This is a genomic window from Vibrio sp. St2 (assembly GCF_947311885.1).
In the GTDB taxonomy this organism is placed as follows: domain Bacteria; phylum Pseudomonadota; class Gammaproteobacteria; order Enterobacterales; family Vibrionaceae; genus Vibrio; species Vibrio coralliilyticus.
Genome location: NZ_CAMZNA010000015.1, coordinates 50,167 through 70,920, shown reverse-complemented (window position 1 = coordinate 70,920; position 20,754 = coordinate 50,167). Strand labels below are relative to the sequence as shown.

Here is a 20,754-nt window from a genome sequence, read left to right as displayed (position 1 = left end):
AGGTCTTCGTTTCGCGATCCGTGAAGGTGGCCGTACAGTAGGTGCTGGTGTTGTTGCTAAGATCTTCGACTAATTCTTAGGAATTAATTGAAATCTTGCACTTTTCTTCATTTATGAAGAAAGCGCATCTAGAAAAAGAGAAGCTTCGGCTTCTCTTTTTTGATTTTTGGTTATAAAAAAAATTGTCCGATAACTTCACTCACTCACCTATTCCTCTTTTCTTTATCCTTTAAAACAAACAGTTATCAAGGCTTATTTCATTACCATTTTTATGGTTAAGTGCGTAAGTGTTTTGTGCAGGCTTTTTCCTATTTTTGATATAACAAATCAGTCTTAATACCTTCAAAAATGCAACTGGTAATAAGAACAATTATTGTTTATATTTTTCTCCTAGGTTGTATTACGGGTTTCATTTATGTACGTTTGTTTGTGTCACGGAGTTTCTGACAAGAAAATCAAAAAGTTAGCTTTAGAAGAAGGCATAACTGATATCAGAGGCATAAAGAAATGTACCGCGCTTGGCAGCCAATGTGGCAAATGTGTCAAGATGGCGAAGGAAATCCTTAATGAAACAGGCGTAGTACAGTACCAAAAAGCGAGCTAAAACAGTCTCGTGGCTTTTTGACACCTTCTCAATTGGTTCTACAGTTTAATTGGAGCCAAAGAGGAGGTTTTTGTCATGAAAGGCGATCCAATTATTATTCAACATCTCAATAAAATCCTTGGCAATGAGTTAGTTGCCATTAATCAATATTTCCTTCATGCACGAATGTATAAAGACTGGGGCTTAAAGCATCTAGCCGATAAGGAGTATCACGAATCCATCGATGAAATGAACCATGCGGATCATTTGATTGAACGTATTCTGTTTCTTGAAGGCGTACCTAACTTGCAAGATCTTGGTAAGTTAATGATCGGCGAAGATACCAAAGAGATGCTGGAGTGCGACCTTAAGTTAGAAATGGCCGCGATACCTGATCTAAAAGCTGCCATCGCTTACGCAGAAGACACACACGATTATGTATCCAGAGATCTGTTTCAGGATATATTGGAAGATGAAGAAGAACACGTAGACTGGCTTGAAACGCAACTTGGCTTGATCGACATGACAGGTATTCAAAATTACTTGCAGGCTCAATATGTTGATGAAGATGATGACTAGTCAGAATTAGAACAATCCCGGGCAGCGTGCGATACGCTGCTCTATTCCTACCAGCTTACCTCCACTTGTATCACATTTTTCTTGCTTAAATTGCATTCATTCTGTACTATTCGTGCTCCTTAAAACTCGGTCAATTATCTTTAGTTCCTTGCTTCCTCTGGACGACCGGGCCAATTGTGGAAGCTGAATAATCCGTAAGGAGCAACCAATGCGTCATTACGAAATCGTATTCATGGTGCACCCTGATCAAAGCGAGCAAGTTGCTGGCATGATCGAGCGTTACACTGGTTCTATCACTGAAGCTGGCGGTACTATCCACCGTCTAGAAGACTGGGGTCGTCGTCAACTGGCTTACCCAATCAACAAGCTTCACAAAGCTCACTACGTTCTAATGAACGTTGAAGCTGACCAAGCTGTAATCGATGAGCTAGAAACTGCTTTCCGTTTCAACGATGCAGTTCTACGTAACATGATCATGCGTACTAAAGCGGCTATCACTGAGCAATCTATCATGCTTAAGCAGAAAGAAGAGCGTGCTCCTCGTCGCGAAGAGCGTGCTGAAGCTAAGCCAGAAGCAGCTGCTGAGTAATTACTACTCAGAATTAGTACTCAGTCTAGATAACTCACGGGTTTACTCGGATGTGTTTATTTAGGCAGACAACTTTTTTAAATTTAAGATCAGGAGATAGCCCATGGCTCGTTTCTTCCGTCGTCGTAAATTCTGCCGTTTCACTGCAGAAGGCGTACAAGAGATTGATTACAAAGACGTAGCAACTCTTAAAAACTACATCACTGAAGCTGGTAAAATTGTACCTAGCCGTATCACTGGTACAAGCGCTAAGTATCAACGTCAACTAGCTCGCGCTATCAAGCGTTCTCGCTACCTAGCTCTACTACCGTACACTGACAAGCATCAGTAATCGGTCGTTTTATTAAGAAAGAGGATTAAGCAATGCAAGTTATTCTACTTGATAAAATCGGTAACCTAGGTGGTCTTGGTGACACTGTAAACGTTAAATCTGGCTACGCTCGTAACTTCCTTATCCCTCAAGCTAAGGCAGTTATGGCAACTAAAGCTAACGTTGAAATGTTCGAAGCTCGTCGTGCTGAACTAGAAGCTAAAGTTGCTGAGAAACTAGCTGCTTCAGAAGCTCGTGCTGAGAAAGTTAACGCTCTAGAAGCTGTTGTTATCGCTTCTAAAGCTGGTGACGAAGGTAAACTATTCGGTTCTATCGGTACTCGTGACATCGCTGAAGCAATCACTGCTGCTGGCGTTGAAGTTGCGAAGAGCGAAGTTCGTCTTCCAGAAGGCGCACTACGTAACACTGGTGAGTTCGAGATCAGCGTTCAACTTCACTCTGAAGTTTTCGCGACAGTTAACCTACAAGTTGTTGCTGCTGAGTAATTCAGTATCAAGACGTATTTTAAAAGCACCTCTTAGAGGTGCTTTTTTTACGTCTGGCGTTTGGAGAGTAAGACTAGAATAAGAACAGCAAGTTGACAGAAAAGATGCTGTCTGCTTTTTTCAGCCCTTCTGGCACTCGGTCATGATATTGACGAGTGTAGGCGAGTTTAAGGGCGATATCCTCTGTGATGTTGTTGGTCACGTTGATATCGGTATCCGCTCTGAGGTTACTGTCACCGGCGACGAGAGTGACGCCGCCCGCTACGCTGAGGTTTTTCAGCACCTGCCAGCTTGAATTGACGTTGCCTCGGAAAATGGCTTCTTTCACCGTCTCCTCGAATACGATATCACTGTCGCCAATCTCATCGGTATTTGGTTCTTGATAGCGAAAACCTGGGCCCAGTTCTAATTCCAGTACAAACACCTCGGTATTGGAAAACTGATAACCTAAACCGCCCGAAAGTGTGTAGTCCTTAAAGTAGGCACTGTAGCGAGAATCTACGCCTTTGAAACTACCGTAAAGGTATGTCTTAGGCCCAAGCTTGTAGTCGCTCTGTGCGGTATAGGTCGACTGACGTTTATCTTCTTCCCCATCTTTATAGAGTAGGTAGTACTTCCACTCACCGCTGGTTCTGTAGCGGCCAGAGAGGTATTCAGCGCTGAGTCTAGAGTTGAGAGAGCGCGAGTCTGAGTTTCCGGTGTGCGACTGATAACCGAATTCGACTTCGGTGTCCCAGGGGGAGGGTATCTCAATATCGGTTTGACTTTGTACCGCCTCATCCGCATAGACCACGGAACTGCACAGCAGGCCTGCACTCATGAGCCAAAGTTTCGCCACTCATTACCTCTTATTTGATGGGAAAATTGGGGGAATAGTAGAGGGTATTCACTCTAATTCCGTCAGTTCTAAGTTAATTCTACACGAGAAGCTTTCAAACTCCTTGTTTATTACAGACATCCGTCTCATTCTGGCTATAATGAGCGGTCACAAGTAAGTTGTTGAGCAAGAGCATGGCAGATTCCAGAACAGACAATCGTAATCAAAAACCAGCAGACGCCCAAGTGGACGCAATCAAGGTTCCTCCGCATTCGCTGGAAGCTGAGCAGTCCGTTATTGGTGGTTTGTTGCTTGATAATGAGCGCTGGGATACGGTCGCCGAACGCGTGGTAGCGAAAGATTTCTACAGTCGCCCCCACCGTTTGATGTTTGAAGCGTCTCAGACGATTTTAGAAGAAAGCCAGCCTCTTGATCTTATTACACTTTCCGAGTTCCTAGAGCAGCGTGAGCAGCTTGATGATGTCGGTGGCTTTGCCTATTTGGCGGACTTGGTCAAAAACACCCCAAGTGCGGCGAACATTAACGCTTATGCGGACATTGTCGCAGAACGTGCTCTGACGCGTGAACTGATAGGGGTCGCGAACGAGATTGCTGATGCGGGTTACGATCCGCAGGGACGTACATCGGAAGATCTGCTCGACATGGCGGAAAGTAAGGTTTTCGCTATCGCCGAATCACGCACAACTGAAAGTGAAGGCCCACAGAACGTTGATAACATTCTGGAAAAGACACTTGAGCGTATCGAAATCCTGTATAAGTCACCGCAAGATGGTGTCACAGGGGTGACGACTGGTTTCACTGACCTGAATAAGAAAACCGCAGGCTTGCAAGGCTCGGATCTGGTGATTGTTGCCGCGCGTCCGTCGATGGGTAAAACGACTTTTGCGATGAACTTGGTTGAAAATGCAGCCATGGCGCATGATAAACCTGTGCTTGTGTTCTCTCTCGAGATGCCATCTGAACAGCTGATGATGCGTTCCTTGGCATCGCTTTCTCGTGTTGACCAAACCAAGATCCGTACCGGCCAGCTGGATGATGAGGATTGGGCGCGTATTTCTTCTACTATGGGGCTGCTGATGGAGAAGAAGAACATCTTCATTGATGACAGCTCAGGCCTGACGCCAACCGAAGTCCGCTCACGAGCACGACGCATTGCGCGTGACCATGGTGGCTTGTCGATGATCATGGTCGACTACCTTCAGTTGATGCGTGTCCCTTCCCTTGCTGACAATCGTACTTTGGAAATCGCTGAAATTTCCCGCTCACTGAAAGCGCTGGCTAAAGAGCTCAACGTGCCAGTGGTCGCACTGTCGCAGCTCAACCGTTCCTTGGAGCAACGTGCCGATAAACGCCCAGTTAACTCTGACTTGCGTGAATCAGGCTCGATTGAGCAGGATGCTGACTTGATCATGTTCATCTACCGTGACGAAGTGTATCACCCGGACAGCCCGATGAAAGGCACGGCGGAAATCATCCTAGGTAAGCAGCGTAATGGCCCGATTGGTTCGGTACGTTTGACCTTCCAAGGTCAGTGGTCTCGATTTGATAATTATGCTGGCCCAGCGTTTGATGTGGATGAAGAGTAAAGCATGAGTTATATGAAAGCGGCAACCGCCTTTATCGATTTAGATGCGTTGCAACACAACCTGAAACAGATCAAATCTCAGGCACCAAACAGCAAAATCATGGCGGTGGTGAAAGCCAACAGTTACGGTCATGGTTTAAGACATATTGCTAAGCATGCTACGGATGCGGATGCGTTTGGCGTTGCGCGGATTGAAGAGGCGTTACAACTTCGTGCTTGTGGTGTGGTGACTCCAATATTGTTGCTCGAGGGCTTTTATTCTCCGGGCGATTTACCTGTCTTAGTGACCAATAACATTCAGACCGTTGTGCATTGTGAAGAGCAGCTTGAAGCTCTTGAGCAAGCCGAGCTGGATACCCCTGTTGTGGTCTGGCTTAAAATCGATAGCGGGATGCATCGTCTCGGGGTCAGACCGGAGCAATACACGGACTTTGTTTCTCGCCTGAAAGCGTGTCGTAATGTCGCTAAGCCACTGCGTTATATGAGTCATTTTGGTTGTGCTGATGAGTTGGATAAGTCCACTACGACAGAACAAACTGAATTGTTCTTGGCCCTTACCGATGGTTGTGAAGGAGAGCGTTCACTCGCGGCTTCTGCGGGCTTGTTGGCTTGGCAGAACAGTCACCTCGATTGGGTTAGGCCTGGAATTATCATGTATGGTGTGTCGCCTTTTAACGATAAAACGGCACAGCAGATGGGCTATCAAGCAGTCATGACGCTTAAGTCGCATCTTATTGCGGTGCGTGAAGTAAAAGCTGGTGAGAGCGTCGGCTATGGCGGGATGTGGACCAGCCAGCGTGACACCAAAGTCGGTGTTATTGCGATTGGCTACGGTGATGGTTACCCGAGAACTGCACCTAATGGCACCCCAGTGTTAGTCAATGACCGCAAAGTACCGATTGCGGGAAGAGTGTCGATGGACATGTTGACGGTTGATCTCGGTCCAGATGCCAACGACAAGGTCGGAGATGAGGCTATCCTTTGGGGGCAAAGTCTTCCTGCTGAAGAGGTGGCCTGCCATATTGGTACCATTGCTTACGAATTGGTGACTAAACTGACCTCGCGAGTTGAAATGGAATATTCCAAATAGCTCACATCGAACTTTTCGTTTTAGGCTGGCTTATTAAGCCAGCCTTTTTATTATTCGCCCTGAATCGTCGCAACTAGGGTGCGGCTACCGCCATAATCCCGATGCTCTCCAAGGTAGATTCCTTGCCATGTCCCTAAAGCTAATCGTCCGTTGCTAATGGGTATCATCACGCTGCACCCTAAGGTTGACGCTTTTATGTGGGCGGGCATGTCATCATCACCTTCATAGGTATGCTTGTAGTAAGGGGCGCGCTCCGGTACAAACTGGTTAAAATGCTTTTCCATATCATGACGCACCGTTGGGTCGGCGTTTTCGTTAATGGTCAGGCTTGCAGAAGTATGTTGGATAAATAACTGTAATATTCCGACAGAAAAATCCGCTATTTCTGGAATTTGTTGTTCTATTTCATCGGTGATGAGATGAAATCCGCGTTTTCTCGCGCTCAATTGAATACTCTTCTGAGCCCACATATGGCATCCTCTATAATCTATTTGGCAAATTCAACCTAAGGCGGTAAGGTGAGTGCCAATAGCTAGTCATGGGTTTGAGTGTAACTAAATCACTTAACGTGACTTAACTCAATGATGGTGCAGCCACACTGGTTCATAATTGCACCTTGAAAATTTATTACAAAGTTCTGGCTGCTTGTTGCAATGCGAGAACCGAACTATTTTTGCTTAATCGGGGATTCTACTGGCTGTCGTTTATCTTATTATCCAGCCAACCAATGTAGAATAAAACCTACTGTAACATCGGGATAGTAACCATGTTGAAAAATATCAATCCAACGCAAACATCAGCTTGGAACGCGCTGACTGCGCACTTCGAATCGGCTCAAGATATGGATCTTAAAGAGCTGTTTGCTCAAGACGCTGCGCGTTTTGACAAATTCTCTACGCGTTTTGGTAGCGACATTCTTATTGATTACTCTAAGAACCTAATCAACGAAGAAACTATGAAGCACCTATTCGCATTAGCTGGCGAAACTGAGCTTAAAGCAGCAATCGAAGCGATGTTCAGTGGTGAAGCAATCAATCAAACTGAAGGCCGCGCCGTACTCCACACAGCACTACGTAACCGCAGTAACACTCCTGTTATGGTTGATGGCGAAGATGTCATGCCTGCTGTAAATGCCGTGCTAGAAAAAATGAAGTCTTTCACTGAACGTGTCATCGGCGGCGAGTGGAAAGGTTACACTGGTAAAGCGATTACTGATGTCGTGAATATTGGTATCGGCGGTTCTGATCTTGGTCCTTACATGGTGACTGAAGCTCTAGCTCCGTACACAAACCACCTAAATCTACATTTCGTTTCGAACGTTGATGGTACACACATCGTTGAGACGCTTAAGAAAGTAAACCCAGAAACGACACTATTCTTAGTAGCGTCTAAGACGTTTACTACACAAGAGACTATGACCAATGCACACAGTGCTCGTGATTGGTTCCTCGAGTCAGCAGGTGATGAAGCACACGTAGCGAAGCACTTCGCAGCGCTTTCTACCAACGCACCAGCAGTGTCTGAGTTTGGTATCGACACTGACAACATGTTCGAGTTCTGGGACTGGGTTGGCGGTCGTTACTCGCTATGGTCAGCTATCGGTCTTTCAATTGCCCTTGCGGTAGGTTACGACAATTTTGTTGAGTTGCTAGATGGCGCTCATGAAATGGATAACCACTTTGCATCTACAGAGCTAGAAAGCAACATTCCTGTGATCCTTGCGCTAGTTGGCCTTTGGTACAACAACTTCCATGGCGCTGAGTCTGAAGCGATTCTTCCATACGATCAGTACATGCATCGTTTTGCAGCTTACTTCCAACAGGGCAACATGGAGTCTAACGGTAAGTACGTTGACCGTGACGGCAATGCAGTGACTTACCAAACAGGCCCAATTATCTGGGGTGAGCCTGGTACTAACGGTCAGCACGCTTTCTACCAGCTGATTCACCAAGGCACTAAGCTGATCCCATGTGATTTTATTGCACCAGCCATCAGTCACAACCCAGCAGGTGATCACCACCAGAAGCTTATGTCTAACTTCTTTGCCCAAACTGAAGCGCTTGCTTTTGGTAAGTCGGAAGAGACAGTCAAAGCGGAATTTGCCAAAGCAGGCAAGAGTGAAGAAGAAGCGGCGACTCTAGCACCATTCAAAGTGTTTGAAGGTAACCGCCCTACTAACTCAATCCTAGTCAAGCAAATCACACCACGTACGCTAGGTAATTTGATCGCAATGTACGAGCACAAGATTTTCGTCCAAGGTGTTATCTGGAATATCTTCAGCTTCGATCAGTGGGGTGTTGAGTTAGGTAAACAATTAGCTAACCAAATCCTACCTGAGTTAGCTGATGAATCGGAAATCAGTTCTCACGACAGCTCAACGAATGGTCTGATTAACGCATTCAAAGCTTACAAAGCATAAGCTGATCCGAACTAAGTAAAAACGCCAACCTGTCGGGTTGGCGTTTTTGTTTTGAAGGGATGTCAGATCACATTCGATCTTATTGGTCTACTAATCTGAATTCTTATACTGTGGTATCGATACTAGATTTAGTATCCGTACTCGCGGTGAATTTCTGGCTGAGCAAAGCGACCATCTGATCGTAATACTGCATGTTCGGCTTGTTTCCAAGCAGCTTACACAATTCATTACCAGTTGGGCTAAAGCGGTAGTAGAGAAGTCGAACCCCTTTGCTGTGCGCTTGAAGTGACAGCTGCTTGCCCTGATAGGTTAGTGGTAATGGGGAATCGAGCTCAATTTCACCTGACTCCAACTCAGTACCGTGCATTAGGCCAAGTTCAAATAAGACCAACAGGCTGGAGTAGGGAAGCTGGAAATTACCAACGTTGATATTGCCGGTAATATTTCGCTTACCAAAGCTGAAAATCCCCCCTTGTGCCCGATAACCAATCAACAGCTTACGACTGGTATCGCCACCAAAACTGCACGCTAAAGAGGCGGCACGCTGCAACGTCTGCGCTTCTTTTGGAGACATATCCTGTAGCACCTTTAACGCTTTCATTGAGGTTGAGCCTGGGTTAGTGACTTCGCGTTTCAACACTTGTGCCCATAGTCGCTGCATTGAGGAGTTGTGTACTTCCTGAGCCATATTGAAGAAGCGGTGTAGCCAATCCTGATCGGGGTCGCCCGCAGTTTCATCTTTACAGGACAGATGAGCGAGCTTAAGGATTTGTTCGAGGTTCTTCTGTTTCTGCTCTTTATAACGGCGCTCACGAATGAGGGCGCGCTCTAATGCGGTTTTTTCTGGTGAGTCTTTTTGTAATAAGGCATCCAAACCATGGGTTTGAGCAATGTTCATCACCCGGCTGGCACTATCTTTGATATAGGTTTTCTTTTTCTCATGCCGTGATTCAGCGCTGGACTCGTGCTCTATAACCACTGGCTTTTGCTTTTCCGACATGTGAATTCCTTGCCCATCAAAGTGTTAAACGTATTTATTAAATTTACCTCTTAACCTGATTGGCTGCCAGAGGAACTATGTGAGCAAGCTTTGAAAATTGGCGCTATGCCAAATGATAATAAGTTGTTAAAATTGTTATCGATGTTTTTGAGGGGCTTATGAAGTTTTTAAATGAGAATAAACTGAAAAAGCACCTGTCAATTGCCCTACTATTTCTGGTTTATCTAGCCGTCTTGGTATATCTCTCTAGATACATATAAAGAAAAGCGGATAATTAACAGGTTGCTTTTATGTTAATCAATATTAGTAGTCATCGTACTCTTCGATAGCGGTGCCTTCTAAAACGTAACCTGTTTCAGCCAGATCATGGTTGATGGTTTCCGTTTTCAGCGTACCGACCACGTAAATAACATCCCACAGCTCTTGCACTGGCGCCCCTTTAGGGAACTTCACGTAGATGATCTGGTTCGGCGGTGGTGGTGGCACGTGAATACATGCACCAAAGTATGGCACCAATAAGAATTCGGTGACTTTGTCCTCATCCCCTTCTAACGGAATGACAAAGCCAGGTATTTTAACCTTACTGCCGTTGAGTTCCTGGCGAACCTTACCCACCAAGGATTGCTTGGCTGCCTGACCAGAGTGATCAGTCACTGGCATACCGTACGAATCGAACTGCTTTCGTTCACTCTCCGGGATCAGATCGATCCAGTCCAGTTTGAGAATATCTTCTTTAGCACTGACCAGAGAGGGCGTCATAAAGCTCATGGCTAGCATGACGACTAAGATTATCTTTTTCATGTTTAAACCCGAATTGTCATCCCATCACTAAGGGATTGTCTGTATGCACGGAACGCTGGAATAAAGCCGATTACAGTACCTGCTAACTGCACAGCTGCAAGCAATATCCACTCATAATGGGATATGGCTACCATCTCAATATTAATTCCATACTGTTGTTGAATTACTGGTGCAACAGTGGCCAATAGCGCATATAAACCTACTACACCCACAGCTAAGCCAACTAAGGTTAAGGCACTGGCTTCGAGAACTAACAGCGTCAATACATGTCGTGGCCTCGCTCCCATCGCCCTTAGAATAGCCATCTCTCGACGTCGTTCCTGCAAACTAGTCAGCAAACTCGACAACATTCCCAGTAGTCCGGCGATAACGACGAATACTGAAACCGCCATCAGGGCTTGTTCTGCCACTGACATCATGCCCCACAATTCGTGCAGCGCAACACCCGGCATAATGGCACTCAGTGGCTCTTTAGGGTAGGTGTTGATCTGGCGCTGTAGAGCAAAAGTCTGAATTTTGGAATTCAGGCCAAGAAGCATGGCAGTGATTTGTTTTGGCTGGAAGTTTTGCTTTTCAAGATGCTCAGCACTTGGTGTATTACCTAAGTGGGCTCCAGACTCCCAGCCAACGTGAATCGCCTCAATCGCCTCGAGTGATACATGTACGGTTTTATCTACCGGGGTGCCTGTCGGGGCTAGGATACCGACAACTTTAAATGGCAGGTTGTCATGGCGACTGAATCCAACGTCACTGATGCCGTGGGCAATAATGATTTCTGTGCCTATCTTGTACCCCAGAGAGCGGGCGACATCAGAGCCAATGACGGTCTCAAATAAACCTTCAAATTCGCGTCCCTCAGCGATGGCAATGTTTTGTTTTTTGCCATATCGATAGTGCTCAAAATAGCTGTGGTTGGTTCCCATCACGCGGAAACCTTTGTGTGAGTCTCCGAGCGAAATAGGGATTGCCCACTTTACAGAACGATGGTTGCTGAATTCCTGATAACTCTTCCAGTCAATGTTATTGGTGGCGTTACCGATGCGAAACACTGAGTAGAGCAGCAAGTTTACTTGACCAGAGCGCCCACCGACGATCAGGTCAGTCCCTGAGATAGTATTGGCAAAGCTGCTTTTGGCTTGAGTACGGATTCTTTCTACACCCAGCAGTAGGATGACCGAAATAGCGACGGTTAATATGGTCAGAATGGCAGTGACACGGCGGTTACGGACACTCTTCCAGGCAAGCATAAATGTCGGGGTCACTGTTGAGCTCCTGCCTGATTGATTTGATTAAGGTTTAAGGTACGGTCGAACAGGCTTTCCAGGGTCGGGTCATGACTGACAAACAACAGGGTTGATTGAGCCTGATTGACCTGCTCAAGGAGCAACTCGATAAATGCGGTGCGGTTGTCGTAGTCGAGCGAAGATGTGGGTTCATCGGCAATGATCAGAGCCGGTTTGCCAATCAGAGCACGAGCGGCTGCGACACGCTGTTGCTGACCAATACTCAGTTCTACGACAGGTTTATCCATCAGATGTGCAGGCAGATGAAGTTTTTCCAGAAGTCGAGTGGCGTCTTCACCCAGCGATGTATCGACCTGTGATTTGCGCTGTGCGGAAAACTGGCAGGGCAGGATGACATTTTCAATCACGTTGAGATAGGGCAATAAATTAAATTGCTGAAATATATAGCCAATATGATCGGCACGGAACTTGTCGCGCTGGCTACCTTTCATTTGATTGAGATCTTGACCTAAAACACGTAACTGACCGCTGCTGGTGGTGTTAATACCAGTAAGCAGTCCGAGTAAGGTGGATTTGCCACAGCCACTGGGGCCTTTAATAAAGAGGTGCTCGCCTTTAGTGATATGCAGTTGTTTGATATCGAGTGTCGGAGTTTGATTCCCGGGCCAAGTAAAGGTTACCTGCTCCAGCTCAACAACGCTGTTACTTCTGTTTTCTACCATCGGATCAACCTGAACGAATAGACCTGATAGCCACAAGCTATCAGGTCTTTTTAGACTTAAAGCGAAATCTTAGTGTTGTCTGCAGACAGTTCAAGTGCTGTTTGCACTTTATCTGTCAGTAGGTTAACGCTGATAGATTCTGTCGTTGGGAAAGCCTTGAACCATTGTGTATCGATAGAAGATAGGGCGTTGATGTCGTCACACTCGAAGTGATATTCGACAGTAAACTCGCCATGGCCACCTTGATGTTCATCATGGTGTTCGTGACCTTCGTGACCTTCGTGACCTTCGTGACCTTCGTGACCTTCGTGACCTTCGTGACCTTCGTGACCTTCGTGACTAGCGTGATCATCATGGTCATCGTGGTGTTTGTGCTCATCATGATGCTCGCCATGGTCATCGTGATGTTTGTGTTCATCATGATGCTCGTTATGCTTCTCGTGGTCGTGGTCGTGGTCGTGGTCGTGGTCGTGGTCGTGGTCGTCAGCACCTAATGTGTGAGTTACTGACAGATGCTCAACCTTACAACCTGCTGCTGATGCAAGAGTGAAAATAGAGTCTGCATTTTCTAGTTTAGTGACTGCGTCTTTTAGGGCTTTTTCTTGTTCTGCTGTTTTTGGAGCATGTTCAAAGCCCACAACATCAGCACCAGGAGCGGTAATTTCCATTAGAAGCTCTTTACCATCTTGAGCGATGTTTAGCTCAACGTGGCCGTGCACGTGAGCTTCGTGTTGACGGAATCCTTCTTCAGCGAAAGCGGTAGTACTTAGGGCAAGACCAACCAGTGTTGCAATTTTTGTCATTGAGTTCATTGTGAATCCTAATAAAGTGTTTTGATAAAATATATGGCTATTGCTATGAAACAGCACGTAAAAAATCTGGGTTAACTGATCAATCTCATCGGGGGAGATCGTGCCTGATAGACAAAGGCTGGCTGGTGGTAGAAGTGGTAATCATCCCGTACGACGAATACATCTGGTAATGAGGTATCGATGAGTGCCAGAGATGAATAGCTCATGCCGTGTTGTGCGCAAGAGAATAGCTGGCAGTGATGATCACTGTGATGTGCAGACGAGATATCGTATTGGTGGTCGATGTAGGCGAAACTCATCCATAGCATCAGCACAATGCCACACAAGGCAAGCGCGGCTGAGCGTCTGGTTAGATTAGGATGAGTTGGAATCACAGCGTTTCATTCAATACGAAAAAAGAGCTGTTATGTTATAACAACTCTTCGGGAAACGCTAAGATCAAATGAGATTAGATATTGTCTTTAATCAGGGTCAGAACCTGTTGAATTTCGTCATTATTTAGTGCGCCTTCTTTAACAAACAGGACGTTACCTTGCTTGTCTTGCACTACGATAGCAGACGATTCTTCCTGAAGTTCCCAAGCACCGGCAACCACACCCTCTTCATCAAGTACCATTGAAGACCATGGGAATTCTTTTTTGCTGTCTTCTGCTGAGGATTTTACAAACGAGCCTGTTCCCCAGATAGCATCATCTTGGTTAATGATGGACGTGGTCTGGTAGCTTTCCGCTGGGAATTTAGCCGCTGTAATGGCTGACATGAGTGGTGCATTCAGCTCTTTCGAACTGCTGCGTCCGGCGATGGCTTGGATCACACGTACCTTGCCTAACATGTCCTGAGAAGACCACTGTTGATAAGTCGTATCATTGTCCTTGACCATAATTTCACCATAGCTGGCCACTTCAACGGTCGGAACTGCCTGGCCGACAGTGATGTTATGCGCCAGTGCAAACATGGGAGAGCATGCTACTGCCAAAGCTAATAGAGTCTTGTTTTTCATTATTTTGTTCCTTCTTAGTAAGCGGAAAAAGTATATACCGAAAAATTCTCAGTCGCTGAAGAAAACCAATTGTGTTAATGATTTGTTGTCTATTTGTGATCTTGCTTCTTGTTGGTCTTGGATTAATGTGTATGATGTATTGTAAGCCTATCAGGAAGAGAGGCTGAACCAAGGAAAGGTTCATATCGCAAATGGATATTGAGGTAGTTATGCTGCGCGAATTTACGAAATATCGACCACGTCAGGTGGCACGCTTTGTTAAGACGTTATTCAAGGGACAGTTTGTCATTTCAGGAATTGGTGAGTTTAGATTTGATAACGGTAAAGTCCTGATGCCGGACGTAAAAGATAAAAAGAAAATGAATACCTTCAAGGAAATCAATCAGGCCATTACGGTGTTACCTGTGTAGGAAAATAAAAAGTCGCCCAATTGGGCGACTTTTTGCTTTATAGCGTTTAGTATTCTGGCGGGAAGCACACGCCAGTGCCGCCTAACCCACAATAGCCATTTGGATTCTTGGCTAAATACTGCTGATGGTAGCTTTCCGCATAATAGTAGCGACCAGCAGGCAGGATTTCGGTGGTAATAGACGAGGTTTCTTGTCCGAGCAACGCTTGATATTCGTCTCTTGATTGTATTGCAGCCTGATATTGTTCGTCGCTATGCACGTAAATAGCAGAACGGTACTGGGTGCCTAAGTCGTTGCCCTGACGCATTCCTTGAGTTGGGTTATGACGCTCCCAAAATTTTTGCAGCAGTTGGTTAAGGCTAATGACTGCAGGGTCAAAAACAATCCGCACCACTTCAGTATGACCTGTCTGACCTGAGCAGACTTCTTCGTAGGTTGGGTTAGGTGTAAAGCCACCAGCGTATCCCACCGAAGTACTGATCACGCCCTCAAGTTGCCAAAACAGACGCTCTGCGCCCCAAAAACATCCCATGCCGAACACGATTTCTTCGCAGCCTTCAGCAGGTGGTGCGGTTAAACTGGATTGATTGACAAAGTGTGTGTCGTCAATAGCCAGTGGCTGCTCACGCCCCGGCAAAGCCTGCTGAGCAGTGATCATGGTTTGTTTGTCGAGCATAGTGAATATCCTTAAATTAACAATCTTGAGAGTAGACCGCCTAATTGACTGTTTTCGTACAGACTTATTTTATGAGTGGCGTTATTATTCCGTTACGATTTTGAGGTAGTAAATAGAACATGATAAGAAAGTCATTACCAGCCCTTCTCCTTCTCAGCAGTTTTCCTGTTTATTCGCAGGAGATCGATTTGTCCGTCAAGGGCTTGTCAGGTGAACTGGAAAAGAATGTTGACGCTTATCTTTCGTCTATACCTGCCGAAGAGTATAACACCAGCCTTCGTTTTCAGGCCCGATTAGAAAAGAGCCTGACCGAAGCGCTCAACGCGCTGGGCTACTACCATCCTGATTTTTCTTTTCAGATCGTTGATGAAGACAGTGAGCTGATTGTTACAGTCACTCCGGGTGAACCCGTCACGATCAAAGAAGTCGATATCCAAATCACTGGTGAGGCCAGCGACGATCGATCATTTAAGGCCTTGATTCGCAAAAGTGGCCTTAAGGAAGGCCAAATCCTCAACCATAGTCAGTATGATGGCCTGAAGTCTGGGATTCGCAATCTAGCTTTGCAGAAAGGCTATTTTGAAGGCGATTTCACTGCCAGTCGTCTTGAGGTTGCCCCTGATCTCAATCAAGCCTTTATCCGTCTTCATTTTGATAGTGGCATACGTTATTCGTTTGGCGAGAACATGATCACGGGCAGTCAAATCGAACAAGATCGGGTTAACTCTTTATCGCCTTATCAGCAAGGCGACCCTTATCAGGTTTCAGAGGTCGGCGCTTACAACCAGAACCTGTCAAACACAGACTGGTTCTCATCGGTATTTGTTGAGCCTGATTTATCCATGCTAGGTAAGGGCAGAGAGCTGCCAATGAAAGTGTCTCTGGCACCACAGGCAAAAAATAAGTTGGAGACCGGCCTTGGCTACTCTACCGATGTGGGTGTTCGAGGCTCTCTGAAATGGAAGAAGCCTTGGGTCAACTCTCGTGGTCATAGTTTTGACAGCAGTTTTTCTCTCTCTAACCCAGAACAGACCATTACGGCCGGCTATCGGATTCCGCTTGAAGATGCATTAAATGAGTACTATCGCATTCGCTATGGTATGAAAAACGTCGATAATCGAGATACGAAAAGTCTCGAGTCCAATCTTGCCCTGGAGCGGCATTGGGCCTTGGACAATGGTTGGCATAGAACCGTGTTTGTCCGTTACTTATTGGAAAACTATGAGCAGGGTCTGCAAGATGACTCTGGGCAATTCCTTTTACCCGGGATCACATACAGTCGTAGCCGTATTCGTGGTGGCGCGATGCCACGCTGGGGGGATCGCCAAAGCCTGACTATCGAGTATGGTGATGATAGCTTGATATCAGAAACACGTGTATTGCGCCTCCAGGCGGGCACGTCATGGATCCGTAGTGCAGGGCGCAACCATCGCGGTATTTTGCGTCTAGATGGAGGCGCTAACTTAGCAGATGATTTTGATAAATTATCTCCGTCACTGCGCTTCTTCGCCGGTGGTGACAACAACTTGCGTGGTTATGGTTATGAGTCTATTTCCCCGAAAGACAGCAGTGGCGCATTGACGGGTGCCAAATACATCGCCACCTCATCTTTAGAGTATCAATACCGAGTGTATGGCAACTGGTGGGGGGCGGTGTTTTATGATTACGGTGACGCTTTCAATGATAATCCCGACTTTAAACGTGGTACTGGCTTTGGTGTCCGCTGGGCCTCGCCTGTGGGTCCAATCCGTCTTGATTTTGCCTGGGGCCTTGATGCCACACCGGGTGATGAATTTAAAATCCATTTCACGTTAGGGCCTGAACTATGACCAAGGTTGTTTTTAAATGGTCTAAGTGGCTGTCTATCTCATTGATCAGCTTATTGGTGGTGATTGCCATTGCCTTAGCGGCAGTACTGTTTACAACGCCGGGGCTTAAACTGGTGCTGTGGGGAGCAGAAAAGTTTGTTCCTCAGTTGAAAGTCGAGTCCTATTCAGGGGCTATTTTCCCACGCTTTACGCTTAATGGTGTTGTGTTTAAAGACGACTCACTTAACGTTGATGTGCAAGCTCGCTCAATCACGCTGGCAGTTAATGCCGCTTGTCTGACAGAGCCTAGCGTTTGTGTCGATGAACTTGCAGTAGACGGCCTCAAGTTTGAGATGCCGGAATTACCGCAGAGCAGCACAGCGTCAGATGAGCCTGTGGCTGGCGAAAGTGGACCTGTGACAGCGCCAGTACCCATTAAAGTCAAACGCGTCGCCTTAACCGACATTTCACTGAACGTTCTAGGTAATCAGGTCGACTGGCAGTCTTTCACGACTGGATTAGCGTTTCAGGGCAATCGTCTACGAATCAATAAAATGGCGCTCGACTCCATTCGCGTCGCACTGGCACCAAGTGATACCAGTGAAGCAGCCCCTGCTGCAAGTCCTTCTACGGATGCTAACGCACCGATAGCCTTACCAAACATTACCTTACCGCTGCAAATTGAAGTAGTGCGATTGGATGTGAATGATTTTGAGCTGCAACAGCCCACTCCTGTAGTCGTGAACCATCTGGGGTTGGAGGCGAGTGCGGCCCGCTCCCAAGTTAAGGTTGATACTCTTGAGTTGGATATGCCTGAAGTCGAAGGTCATCTGAGTACAACGGTGACCTTAGCAGACGACTATCCGTTGGTTCTGGAGCTGAATGCCAAAGTGAAGCAGGAAATAGCGGATGGACAGACAGTCAAACTGCATGCGACGGGAAGTGTTGCTGACTTGACGTTAAAGGCAGATTTCGGCGGTTTAGCGAAGGCACATCTTGAAGCGGCACTGCAGCCACTGAATGCTGAACTTCCTTTTGAACTGACTTTGAGTGATGGTGACCTTCAATGGCCGTTGAAAGGTCAGGGTGATTATTTTGCCACAATACGCAACTTGCATACTCAAGGCTCGCTAAGCGGCTACAGTGTTGAACTCGATTCGGCTCTGAAAGGTAAGCAATTGCCTGATGCTGACCTGACTTTGCGCGGCAACGGGGATTTAAACCAAATCGATCTTCAGTCCCTTTCTATACAAACCTTAGGAGGGGAGGTGAGTGGTACGATGATGGCTAATTGGCAAGCGCCGATTAACTGGGCTGCAAACCTTTCACTGAAGGACATTCAACCGGGCTTACAGTGGCAGCAGGCAGAAGGGAACATCAGCGGTAAATTAGCCACTACTGGTTCACTGACGGAGCAAGGTGGTTGGCAGGTTGAATTGCCAACATTAGATATTGACGGCATTTTGCGAGATTACCCGCTGAACATAGAAGGTGCGCTGTCTGCTTCCGATAAAGCGGGCACTGGTGAACTCAAAATTGATACGCCACGCTTAGTCTTATCTCATGGACCGAATCATCTGACGGCAAAAGGTGATGTTGAACAAAACCTAAACATGCAGCTAGCCGTTGATTTTCCGGATATCGCTAAGTCCGTCCCTGATGTAAAAGGCAGTGCTCAAGGTCAGATTAAGCTGACTGGTAAGCTGGATAAACCTCTGGTTGGTGTTGATCTTAATGTGAAAGCCATTAAGTGGCAGCAAGATGTGCAGGTAGAGGATGTTTCGTTGCAAGGGCAGATCTCTCCACTGCCTTTGCCTTCCGGTGAATTGCAGCTCAAAGTTGCCAACGCCAAATACCAAGATTATCTGATTGATAAAGTGTTATTAAATTTTGATGGCGAGCAACAGCAGCACGCATTGACTCTGGATCTTGAGTCAAACATCGCCTCAACGAAATTGGTGATTAAAGGTGCGTTGCAAGATAAGCCTGAGTTGATGTGGAAAGGTGCGCTAGAGCGCATGTCGCTGACCTCAGAGCAAGGTACGTGGAATCTGAATCAACCGACTCAGTTAGAGTTTCTCATCGACTCGCAGCAAGCTTTCGTTGCGGCCCATTGTTGGTTACAAGCTGATGCTTCGATCTGTCTCGATCAGGATGTGAACGCGGGTCAAAGTGGCGAAGCGCATCTTTCCATCAAACAATTCGATTTTGAGCAGGTTAAAGCGTTTGTGCCTCAAGCGATTAAATTAGAGGGTGGTGTTAATGCCACAGCGATGGCGAAATGGGCACCAGAGCAAGCGCCGCAAGTCGTGATGAAGTTAGAAATGCCAAAAGGGTCGGTCACGCAAAATAATGAGCAACCTGTGCACCTTGGCTGGGAGTCACTTAAGCTCAATGCTTCTCTGGTAGAAAATTCCTTACACGCTGATTGGCTGTTCGATGTGGCTGACAATGGAGACATTTCAGGTGAGCTGAATATTCCGGATGTGCTAGCGAAAGATAAGCAAATCGACGGGCGGCTTGGGTTAACCACATTTAACCTCGACTTTCTTGCGCCTATTCTTGGTGATTACAGCAAGCTTAAATCAAACATTGCCACTGAACTGACTTTCTCAGGACCAGTCATGCAGCCTAAGGTGCAAGGTCAGTTTGTAGTGGATGATATTTTGCTCAAAGGTGAAATTACTCCCGTTGAGATTGATTCGGGTAAATTGACCGTTAATTTCTCGGGTTACGATGCCACGCTGGCCGCTGCGATCGATACACCTGATGGCAAACTAGAAGTTGCGGGCGATGCCGACTGGCGAGACTTGAAAGATTGGCAAACCAATGTGCGCGTGTTTGCCGAAGAGTTATTGGTTGATGTACCACCTATGGCAAAAATAAAGGTGGTGCCTGACATGACCATATCCGCTTCGCCTAAGCAGGCTCGCATTGACGGTAACATCTCTCTGCCGTGGGGACGGATAGTGGTAGAAGAATTGCCACCAAGTGCGATTGGCGTGTCTAAAGATCAGGTGATTCTTAACGATCAGTTAGAGCCAGAGCAAGAAACTGCCAGTGTTCCATTCAGTGTCCAGACCAACATCAATATCAAAATTGGGGATGACTTTAAGCTGTCTGCGTTTGGTCTTGAGGGTGGACTGTCAGGTAACCTCAATGTTGCCCAGCGTGATAAAGGCCCATTCGTGACCGGAGAAGTGAACATTGTTGACGGTTCGTATCGCTCCTTTGGTCAGGACCTTTTGATTAAGCAAGGTAAGATCCTGATGAACGGCCCGGTTGACCAACCTTATGTCCAGATCACCGCGATCCGAAATCCGGACAATACGCAGGATGAAGTGACTGCTGGTGTCAGGGTGACAGGCCCTGCTGATGAGCCAAGTGTGACCATCTTCTCTGAACCGGCGATGCCGCAGGCCAATGCACTGTCTTACTTGCTGCGTGGACAGAATATTGATGGTGAATCTGGTGGCAACTCAATGACGACGACACTGATAGGATTGAGTCTGGCACAAAGTGGTCGTGTCGTGGGTCAAATTGGTGAAGCGTTTGGTGTTCAGGACTTGCAAGTTGACACCGCGGGTTCTGGCGATGACTCGCAAGTGACGGTCAGCGGTTATGTTCTACCTGGCTTGCAGGTTAAATATGGTGTTGGCATCTTTGACTCAGTGGGTGAGTTCACTGTGCGTTATCGTCTGATGCAGGATCTGTACGTGGAGGCGATGTCAGGTCTGGACAGTGCTGTCGATCTGCTGTATCAGTTTGAGTTCAATTAATCA

The 20,754-nt window shown here is 46.6% G+C and carries 21 protein-coding genes and 1 pseudogene; 12 read left to right on the top strand and 10 right to left on the bottom strand.

Annotated elements, in window-relative coordinates; genetic code table 11:
* The 6 genes and pseudogenes from QMA41_RS23725 to rplI form a co-directional block, all read left to right on the top strand.
* Positions 1 to 73 (top strand): annotated as a pseudogene (locus QMA41_RS23725) (elongation factor Tu); the annotation flags it as partial.
* Positions 74 to 415: 342 nt separating this feature from the next.
* Positions 416 to 604: a (2Fe-2S)-binding protein gene (locus QMA41_RS23720; protein WP_006958359.1), complete on the top strand. Its 189-nt coding sequence runs from the start codon at positions 416 to 418 to the stop codon at positions 602 to 604.
* A 75-nt stretch (positions 605 to 679) separates the two neighbouring features.
* Positions 680 to 1,162, top strand: a complete 483-nt coding sequence (bfr, locus tag QMA41_RS23715) for a bacterioferritin (RefSeq protein WP_006958356.1) — start codon at positions 680 to 682, stop codon at positions 1,160 to 1,162.
* 208 nt (positions 1,163 to 1,370) lie between these two features.
* Positions 1,371 to 1,751, top strand: a complete 381-nt coding sequence (rpsF, locus tag QMA41_RS23710; RefSeq protein WP_004747103.1) for a 30S ribosomal protein S6 — start codon at positions 1,371 to 1,373, stop codon at positions 1,749 to 1,751.
* Positions 1,752 to 1,854: 103 nt separating this feature from the next.
* Positions 1,855 to 2,082: a 30S ribosomal protein S18 gene (gene rpsR / locus QMA41_RS23705; protein ID WP_000090472.1), complete on the top strand. Its 228-nt coding sequence runs from the start codon at positions 1,855 to 1,857 to the stop codon at positions 2,080 to 2,082.
* Between the two features lie 32 nt (positions 2,083 to 2,114).
* The gene (gene rplI, locus QMA41_RS23700) at positions 2,115 to 2,567 is read left to right on the top strand and encodes a 50S ribosomal protein L9 (RefSeq protein WP_019277267.1); all 453 of its coding nucleotides are present in this window, start codon (positions 2,115 to 2,117) and stop codon (positions 2,565 to 2,567) included.
* 73 nt (positions 2,568 to 2,640) lie between these two features.
* On the opposite strand, the gene QMA41_RS23695 is transcribed toward rplI, so the two are convergent.
* Positions 2,641 to 3,405 carry a DUF481 domain-containing protein gene (locus QMA41_RS23695; protein WP_171341623.1) on the bottom strand — a complete coding sequence of 255 codons (765 nt, stop codon included), beginning with the start codon at positions 3,403 to 3,405 and terminating at the stop codon, positions 2,641 to 2,643.
* Between the two features lie 173 nt (positions 3,406 to 3,578).
* Here QMA41_RS23695 and QMA41_RS23690 point away from each other — a divergent pair, with 173 nt between their 5' ends.
* Complete coding sequence (locus QMA41_RS23690) at positions 3,579 to 4,991, top strand: replicative DNA helicase (protein WP_281630746.1); 1,413 nt, start codon at positions 3,579 to 3,581, stop codon at positions 4,989 to 4,991.
* Between the two features lie 3 nt (positions 4,992 to 4,994).
* The gene (alr, locus tag QMA41_RS23685; RefSeq protein ID WP_281630745.1) at positions 4,995 to 6,080 is read left to right on the top strand and encodes an alanine racemase; all 1,086 of its coding nucleotides are present in this window, start codon (positions 4,995 to 4,997) and stop codon (positions 6,078 to 6,080) included.
* A gap of 50 nt (positions 6,081 to 6,130) precedes the next feature.
* Here the strand turns inward: alr and QMA41_RS23680 are convergent, their stop codons facing one another.
* Positions 6,131 to 6,550: a secondary thiamine-phosphate synthase enzyme YjbQ gene (locus QMA41_RS23680; protein ID WP_019277271.1), complete on the bottom strand. Its 420-nt coding sequence runs from the start codon at positions 6,548 to 6,550 to the stop codon at positions 6,131 to 6,133.
* A gap of 296 nt (positions 6,551 to 6,846) precedes the next feature.
* Here QMA41_RS23680 and pgi point away from each other — a divergent pair, with 296 nt between their 5' ends.
* Positions 6,847 to 8,499 carry a glucose-6-phosphate isomerase gene (gene pgi, locus QMA41_RS23675; RefSeq protein WP_095561724.1) on the top strand — a complete coding sequence of 551 codons (1,653 nt, stop codon included), beginning with the start codon at positions 6,847 to 6,849 and terminating at the stop codon, positions 8,497 to 8,499.
* 103 nt (positions 8,500 to 8,602) lie between these two features.
* Here pgi and QMA41_RS23670 read toward each other — a convergent pair whose 3' ends face one another.
* From QMA41_RS23670 to QMA41_RS23640, 7 genes are all read right to left on the bottom strand, one after another.
* Positions 8,603 to 9,499 carry a TIGR03899 family protein gene (locus tag QMA41_RS23670; protein ID WP_019277273.1) on the bottom strand — a complete coding sequence of 299 codons (897 nt, stop codon included), beginning with the start codon at positions 9,497 to 9,499 and terminating at the stop codon, positions 8,603 to 8,605.
* A 303-nt stretch (positions 9,500 to 9,802) separates the two neighbouring features.
* Entirely contained in the window at positions 9,803 to 10,300 is a 498-nt protein-coding gene (locus QMA41_RS23665; protein ID WP_006958339.1) for a DUF3299 domain-containing protein, read from the bottom strand.
* A 2-nt stretch (positions 10,301 to 10,302) separates the two neighbouring features.
* Complete coding sequence (locus QMA41_RS23660) at positions 10,303 to 11,547, bottom strand: ABC transporter permease (protein ID WP_281630748.1); 1,245 nt, start codon at positions 11,545 to 11,547, stop codon at positions 10,303 to 10,305.
* A gap of 11 nt (positions 11,548 to 11,558) precedes the next feature.
* On the bottom strand, positions 11,559 to 12,266 hold the full coding sequence (locus tag QMA41_RS23655; protein ID WP_095666360.1) for an ABC transporter ATP-binding protein: 708 nt from the start codon (positions 12,264 to 12,266) through the stop codon (positions 11,559 to 11,561).
* A 56-nt stretch (positions 12,267 to 12,322) separates the two neighbouring features.
* Positions 12,323 to 13,078, bottom strand: a complete 756-nt coding sequence (locus QMA41_RS23650; protein WP_281630744.1) for a DUF2796 domain-containing protein — start codon at positions 13,076 to 13,078, stop codon at positions 12,323 to 12,325.
* Between the two features lie 71 nt (positions 13,079 to 13,149).
* The gene (locus QMA41_RS23645) at positions 13,150 to 13,452 is read right to left on the bottom strand and encodes a DUF2607 family protein (RefSeq protein ID WP_021456078.1); all 303 of its coding nucleotides are present in this window, start codon (positions 13,450 to 13,452) and stop codon (positions 13,150 to 13,152) included.
* A 74-nt stretch (positions 13,453 to 13,526) separates the two neighbouring features.
* A complete protein-coding gene (locus QMA41_RS23640) occupies positions 13,527 to 14,078 on the bottom strand; it encodes a YtfJ family protein (RefSeq protein WP_172845707.1) in 552 nt (183 codons plus the stop codon).
* Between the two features lie 209 nt (positions 14,079 to 14,287).
* On the opposite strand from QMA41_RS23640, the gene QMA41_RS23635 reads away from it, so the two are divergent.
* On the top strand, positions 14,288 to 14,488 hold the full coding sequence (locus QMA41_RS23635) for a DUF1107 domain-containing protein (RefSeq protein ID WP_281630747.1): 201 nt from the start codon (positions 14,288 to 14,290) through the stop codon (positions 14,486 to 14,488).
* 46 nt (positions 14,489 to 14,534) lie between these two features.
* Here the strand turns inward: QMA41_RS23635 and msrA are convergent, their stop codons facing one another.
* Positions 14,535 to 15,164 (bottom strand): peptide-methionine (S)-S-oxide reductase MsrA, encoded by a 630-nt coding sequence (gene msrA / locus QMA41_RS23630; RefSeq protein WP_281630743.1) that lies wholly within the window; start codon positions 15,162 to 15,164, stop codon positions 14,535 to 14,537.
* Positions 15,165 to 15,283: 119 nt separating this feature from the next.
* On the opposite strand from msrA, the gene QMA41_RS23625 reads away from it, so the two are divergent.
* Together QMA41_RS23625 and QMA41_RS23620 are read left to right on the top strand one after the other, a co-directional pair.
* Entirely contained in the window at positions 15,284 to 16,993 is a 1,710-nt protein-coding gene (locus QMA41_RS23625) for an autotransporter assembly complex family protein (RefSeq protein ID WP_281630742.1), read from the top strand.
* Positions 16,990 to 20,751 (top strand): translocation/assembly module TamB domain-containing protein, encoded by a 3,762-nt coding sequence (locus tag QMA41_RS23620; RefSeq protein WP_281630741.1) that lies wholly within the window; start codon positions 16,990 to 16,992, stop codon positions 20,749 to 20,751. The genes QMA41_RS23625 and QMA41_RS23620 overlap by 4 nt, the downstream gene beginning before the upstream one ends.
* Positions 20,752 to 20,754 lie beyond the last annotated feature (3 nt).

What these genes read in the sequence shown, in the direction of transcription:
- QMA41_RS23720 (WP_006958359.1), top strand. Translation starts at nt 416, where the DNA reads ATGTACGTTTGTTTGTGTCACGGAGTTTCTGACAAGAAAATCAAAAAG.
- bfr (WP_006958356.1), top strand. Translation starts at nt 680, where the DNA reads ATGAAAGGCGATCCAATTATTATTCAACATCTCAATAAAATCCTTGGC.
- rpsF (WP_004747103.1), top strand. Translation starts at nt 1,371, where the DNA reads ATGCGTCATTACGAAATCGTATTCATGGTGCACCCTGATCAAAGCGAG.
- rpsR (WP_000090472.1), top strand. Translation starts at nt 1,855, where the DNA reads ATGGCTCGTTTCTTCCGTCGTCGTAAATTCTGCCGTTTCACTGCAGAA.
- rplI (WP_019277267.1), top strand. Translation starts at nt 2,115, where the DNA reads ATGCAAGTTATTCTACTTGATAAAATCGGTAACCTAGGTGGTCTTGGT.
- QMA41_RS23690 (WP_281630746.1), top strand. Translation starts at nt 3,579, where the DNA reads ATGGCAGATTCCAGAACAGACAATCGTAATCAAAAACCAGCAGACGCC.
- alr (WP_281630745.1), top strand. Translation starts at nt 4,995, where the DNA reads ATGAGTTATATGAAAGCGGCAACCGCCTTTATCGATTTAGATGCGTTG.
- QMA41_RS23680 (WP_019277271.1), bottom strand. Translation starts at nt 6,550, where the DNA reads ATGTGGGCTCAGAAGAGTATTCAATTGAGCGCGAGAAAACGCGGATTT.
- pgi (WP_095561724.1), top strand. Translation starts at nt 6,847, where the DNA reads ATGTTGAAAAATATCAATCCAACGCAAACATCAGCTTGGAACGCGCTG.
- QMA41_RS23670 (WP_019277273.1), bottom strand. Translation starts at nt 9,499, where the DNA reads ATGTCGGAAAAGCAAAAGCCAGTGGTTATAGAGCACGAGTCCAGCGCT.
- QMA41_RS23665 (WP_006958339.1), bottom strand. Translation starts at nt 10,300, where the DNA reads ATGAAAAAGATAATCTTAGTCGTCATGCTAGCCATGAGCTTTATGACG.
- QMA41_RS23660 (WP_281630748.1), bottom strand. Translation starts at nt 11,547, where the DNA reads ATGCTTGCCTGGAAGAGTGTCCGTAACCGCCGTGTCACTGCCATTCTG.
- QMA41_RS23655 (WP_095666360.1), bottom strand. Translation starts at nt 12,266, where the DNA reads ATGGTAGAAAACAGAAGTAACAGCGTTGTTGAGCTGGAGCAGGTAACC.
- QMA41_RS23650 (WP_281630744.1), bottom strand. Translation starts at nt 13,078, where the DNA reads ATGAACTCAATGACAAAAATTGCAACACTGGTTGGTCTTGCCCTAAGT.
- QMA41_RS23640 (WP_172845707.1), bottom strand. Translation starts at nt 14,078, where the DNA reads ATGAAAAACAAGACTCTATTAGCTTTGGCAGTAGCATGCTCTCCCATG.
- QMA41_RS23635 (WP_281630747.1), top strand. Translation starts at nt 14,288, where the DNA reads ATGCTGCGCGAATTTACGAAATATCGACCACGTCAGGTGGCACGCTTT.
- msrA (WP_281630743.1), bottom strand. Translation starts at nt 15,164, where the DNA reads ATGCTCGACAAACAAACCATGATCACTGCTCAGCAGGCTTTGCCGGGG.
- QMA41_RS23625 (WP_281630742.1), top strand. Translation starts at nt 15,284, where the DNA reads ATGATAAGAAAGTCATTACCAGCCCTTCTCCTTCTCAGCAGTTTTCCT.
- QMA41_RS23620 (WP_281630741.1), top strand. Translation starts at nt 16,990, where the DNA reads ATGACCAAGGTTGTTTTTAAATGGTCTAAGTGGCTGTCTATCTCATTG.